General features: G+C 49.7%; 4 protein-coding genes. 2 read left to right on the top strand and 2 right to left on the bottom strand.

Annotated elements, in window-relative coordinates:
- Positions 1–268: 268 nt before the first annotated feature.
- Positions 269–1,234 carry a DMT family transporter gene (locus tag QM529_02490; GenBank protein MDI9313532.1) on the bottom strand — a complete coding sequence of 322 codons (966 nt, stop codon included), beginning with the start codon at positions 1,232–1,234 and terminating at the stop codon, positions 269–271.
- A gap of 7 nt (positions 1,235–1,241) precedes the next feature.
- Positions 1,242–2,717: a magnesium transporter gene (gene mgtE, locus QM529_02485; protein ID MDI9313531.1), complete on the bottom strand. Its 1,476-nt coding sequence runs from the start codon at positions 2,715–2,717 to the stop codon at positions 1,242–1,244.
- Positions 2,718–2,829: 112 nt separating this feature from the next.
- Here mgtE and QM529_02480 point away from each other — a divergent pair, with 112 nt between their 5' ends.
- Positions 2,830–3,576 carry a septal ring lytic transglycosylase RlpA family protein gene (locus QM529_02480; protein ID MDI9313530.1) on the top strand — a complete coding sequence of 249 codons (747 nt, stop codon included), beginning with the start codon at positions 2,830–2,832 and terminating at the stop codon, positions 3,574–3,576.
- A 230-nt stretch (positions 3,577–3,806) separates the two neighbouring features.
- The gene (gene lpxC / locus QM529_02475; GenBank protein MDI9313529.1) at positions 3,807–4,895 is read left to right on the top strand and encodes a UDP-3-O-acyl-N-acetylglucosamine deacetylase; all 1,089 of its coding nucleotides are present in this window, start codon (positions 3,807–3,809) and stop codon (positions 4,893–4,895) included.
- Positions 4,896–5,004: the final 109 nt, after the last annotated feature.

The following is a 5,004-nucleotide window of genomic DNA, read 5'->3' as shown; positions in this document are numbered from 1 at the left end:
CACCTATGCCAGGGCGCGTTTGGCGCGGGCGATTATTTTGCTCAATATATTTTGCCCAATATATTTGCCCAATATATTTGCCCTATCGCTTCGCTACTTGAGGGCACGCTTCGCTAATTGAGGGCACGCTTCGCTAATTGAGGGCACGCTTCGCTACTTGAGGGCACGCTTTGCTACTTGAGGGCACGCTTCGCTACTTGAGGGCGCAATATATTTGCCCTACCGCTTCGCTACTTGAGGGCGCAATATATTTTGCCCTACCGCTTCGCTACTTGAGGGCACGCTTCGCTACTTGAAGGCGCAATTTCTTCGCAATGTATTTTGGCAGGCGGCCGTCGATTACCACCAGCCCCAGGGTGATGAATTCTAAGCCGAGCAATTGGTGGCTGGCCAATTGTTCACCAAAATAAAGATAAGCGTAAAAAATGCCAATCGGCGGCATAATCATCGCGGTCAGGGAGGCATTGACCGCGCCGGCCTTCCTAATCATGTTAAAATAAATAATATAGGCATAACCCATCGAAAATACGTTATAGACAACCGCCATCAGTATCATTTCCAAACTCGGCGGGAATGGGTAAGACAGGGGTTTGTCAAAAATAAATATAATCGGCAACAGGATGATGGTCGAAAAAATATTTTGGCTGGCGACCATCACCACCGCCGGAAGTTTTTGTATATCGCGGCGGCGCGTCAAGGTTGCCTGCACCGAAAAAGAAAATCCGACCAACATCAAGGACATTTCCTTGACAAGGTAAACCCAATTATTATGTTGCGCGTGGATTAAGCCATCGACGCCAATCATGATGGTGATGCCCAGCAGTGATAATAAAATGCCCGAAAACCGACCAAGCGACAGGCGGTGATGGTCGTAAAATATTCTAATCAACACCGCGGTAAAAATCGGGTTGATGGAATTGATAATCGACGATACCGCCGACCCGACGTCCTTTATCAACAGCCCCGACAGGGTAAAGGGAATGATGTTGCCCAAGATGCTGAGCAACAACAACATTGGAAAATATTGTTTGTAGGTAAAAAGCGATATTTTTTTATACCACAGGTAACACAGCAAATAGGCCGCACCAATCGCACAGCGGATGAAGGCAATCATCAGCGGTTGGTAAACCTCGCCCATGACCTTATAAACCACGAACGACCAAGCCCAAATGCCCGAAATAATAAACAGCGAGCCCCATTGTTGCCGCGTCATCGCGGGTTGATGCTGTGACATAAAATTTTTATCCCATTAATAATTTTGCCATTAACAAAAATGACATAAAACCAACCGTGTCGGTAACCCACGTTAAAAACACCGTGGAGGAAATCGCCGGGTCCTGCTTAAAGAATTTTAAAGCCAGCGGGATAAGCACGCCGAACACCGCGGCGGCAACCAGGGTAATGATAATCGCCCCGGAAATGGCATAGGCCATGAGCAACGACCCCTTCCAAGCATAGGCCATGCCGCCAACGATAAAGGCAAATAGGATACCATTCAACCAGCCGACGGCGGTTTCCTTCCATAATGTTTTTAACGTGTTGGTGCTGACCAAATCACCGGTCGCCAGGGCGCGCACCACCACGGTGGTGGTTTGCGTGCCAGCGTTGCCGCCCATGCTGGGCACAATCGGCATCAACACCGCCAGGGCGACCAATTGTTCGATGGTTGCCTCGAAAACATTAATCACCATCGACGCGGCAACCGCCGTCAACAAATTGACAAACAACCAAATAAAACGGAAATAGGTGGTGTGGATAATCGGTTTGTGGAAATCGCCATCTTGCACCCCGCCGAGCCGCATGATGTCTTCCTCATATTCTTCCTCCATCACCTGCATCACGTCATCGACCGTGATGGTGCCGACCAGCCGGTTGAATGAATCGACGACCGGTGCCTCGACCAGGCCATAGCGGTCAAAAATACGCGCCACATCCTCCTGGTTCATTTCGACCGGAATCTGTTGGAAATCTTTTATCATCAGTTTTGCCAACGGGGTCGGGCGGTTGGCACGCAACAGGTGCGACACCGGCAAAATACCAATCGGCCGGTGCGACGGGCCGACGATAATAATATTGTGAAACAGGTCGGGGGTTTTGTTTTTTTTGTCGCGCAAGAAATCAATCATTTGCCCGACCGTCCAAAATTTGGGGGCGGTGACCAATTCGTGGCGCATCAATTTACCGGCGGTGTCATCGGGCAGGCTCAAGACAAAATTATACTCGGCGCGATCTTGCCGTGGGATAAAGGATAATAATTTCTGTTGTTGCTTTTCGTTGAAGACCTCAATCAAATCGAGCGCGTCGTCGCTTTCCAATTTTTTCAGCAGGTTTTGCCAAACCCGCGTCGGCAATTTGGGCAAAATTTTGGCCAACACCGAATCGTCGACATGGGTAAAAACCTCAGGGTTGATATGGTCAATCATCAGGTCGATGAAGTGTAGACGTTGCCGATTATTCAGGTGGTGAATCAATTCGGCCATGTCGGGCGGCGACAGCGGCTTGATAAGCGGTAAAATCGCCGCGACCGGTTGGCGGCCAAGAAGTTTGCGGCGGATGGTTTTTACCAAATCCTTCCACTGCGGTGAATTTTGCGCTATAGCCTCAATCGGGTTATTGCTGGTGGTTTTTTTTTCATCGCTAAAAATACTGGAAAGCGGCGCATCACCCTGTTTCTTGTCGGTGGTGTTTTTTGATGGTTGGTTTTTTACGCTTAGCATTTTTTTTATTTAACTTATATGGCTAAAAAAATCAATTTGTAAAGCCTGGCCATTAATTTGCCGTGCTGGCTTGTTTTTTGCAAAAATAGCCGTAATAAAGAGAGATAGAACCATGATATTAAAAAATAGTTTTTATTCAAACCGCTGGCGGCTAACGCCGCGCCGCGTCGCATTCGGCCTGGCGATTTGTATGTTGTGCCTAAGGCCGATGGTCAAGCCGATGGTCGGTTACGCGCAAGATAATAATAGCAATGGCGTCACATCAGCGCAGGTTGATACCGCGACCGGTGAGGGCAATGATGACAAGACGACCGACAATGCGGGCGATGTGCAAAACCCAAGCCCCACCCTGAAACAAAAAATTGACGCGCAATTTGGCATGGAATTTAACCCGGCGCGTGGCAATTTTGTGCCGCCCTTTAACGACCGCACCGCGCCATTTTTTGGCAAACCAAAAGTCGGCAACCCCTATGCTATCGAGGGCCAGGAATTCCGCCCATTTTTTCCCCGCACCGATTATGTCGAAAGCGGTATGGCATCGTGGTATGGCGATGATTTCCATGGCAAGGATACCGCCAACGGTGGGCAATTTAACATGGGGTTGGTGTCGGCGGCGCACCGCACATTGCCCCTGCCGGCGGTGGCGGTGATAGTCAACTTGCGCACCGGTGCGGCGATAAAATTGGTTATCAACGACCGCGGGCCATTTGCCAAAAACCGCATACTCGATATGTCGAAACAGGCGGCCAATTTAATCGGCTATTACGGGGTGGGCACCGCGCCGGTTAAGGTGATTTTCTTGCGCCAGGAAACCCTTGCCCTGTGGCAAAAAATGGGCTTTGCCGTCAGCCAACGATAATTGCGATTATTTTGACCAATATATTTGCCCAATATATTTGCCCAATATATTTGCCCTACCGCTTCGCTGCTTGAGGGCACGCTTCGCTGCTTGAGGGCACGCTTCGCTGCTTGAGGGCACGCTTCTATGTTTGAGGGTGGCGCACCGTATGGTTATTGATTAAGGTTGCTTCATATAATTTAACATTTCGGCGGGTTATAAATCGAATGGAATCGTATATAATTTAATCTATGAATAATTTAAATAACCTTGCCCATGCGGATGCCACCGCCCGCGTTGCCCCAGTTAATGGCCGCGCGCCCTTTGCTGGCGCGGTCAAATCGGCGATTAAGATTCTGCCGATTGTTGATGGCATGGTTGACGCCCTGTCGGCGCAACCGGTGGGGCATGTTGCCTTGCTCCCCAGTTTGCTGGCGGGCGATATGGTTTATTCGCCCTATCAATGGTCGCTGAAGGAAAAGGTTACGTTGCAGGGGGTTGGCCTGCATAATGGCAAGTTGGCCACCATGACGATTGAACCCGCGCCGCACGACCATGGTATTAAATTTTGCCGCGCCGATGTGGCAAAGAACGACCCAAGCAAAGATGCCATTGTCCCCGCGTTGTTTTCCAACGTGGTGTCGGCAAAATTTTCGACCCGCATTGCCAACCACGACGGGGTGTGCGTTAACACGGTCGAGCATTTGATGGCCGCGCTTTTTGCCTTTGGCATTGATAACGCCTTGATTAAAATCGATAATGACGAGGTGCCAATTCTTGATGGTTCGGCGCAGGATTATTTTGCGCCCTTTACCAAGGCTGGCTTGGTCATGCAACGCAATGGCAAGCCCTATCGCCGCACCTATTTGCAAGTTGTCAAACAGGTTGAGGTGCAGGAAAAGGGCATGACCGCGACCCTTGACCCCGCCGAATTTTTGGACATCGATTGCGCGATTAATTACCCGGCGAAGGCGATCGGCAAGGATAGATTAAAAAGCCTGGTCAGTCGCGATTATTTTTTTCAAGATATTGCGTCTGCGCGCACATTTTGCATGGAGGCCGATGTTGCCCTGTTAAAGGCCAACAACCTTGGCCTCGGTGGCACCTACGACAATGTGGTGGTGGCCGGCGATGATGGCGTGTTGAACCCGGGCGGCTTACGCTTCCCCGATGAATTCGTGCGCCATAAATTTTTGGATATCGTTGGCGATTTGGCCCTGTCGCCGCATCGCATCATTGGCAAATATCAATCGGCGCACGGCGGCCATTTTTTAAACAATCAGATGTTGCGAAAATTATTTTCGGACAAAGACAATTACCGCCTTGTAATTTTGGATTAGCATTCCCATATCAATGCCGTCGGGGCGATAACTTTTTAAGTTTATCGCCCTTAGCCTCCTCCTCCATTTCCTCCCTCCTTTTTGGGGGAGGGGGTTTACCATATATATT

It is taken from the genome of Hydrotalea sp. (assembly GCA_030054115.1).
GTDB lineage: Bacteria > Pseudomonadota > Alphaproteobacteria > JASGCL01 > JASGCL01 > JASGCL01.
This window is presented reverse-complemented; position numbering and strand designations above follow the sequence as displayed.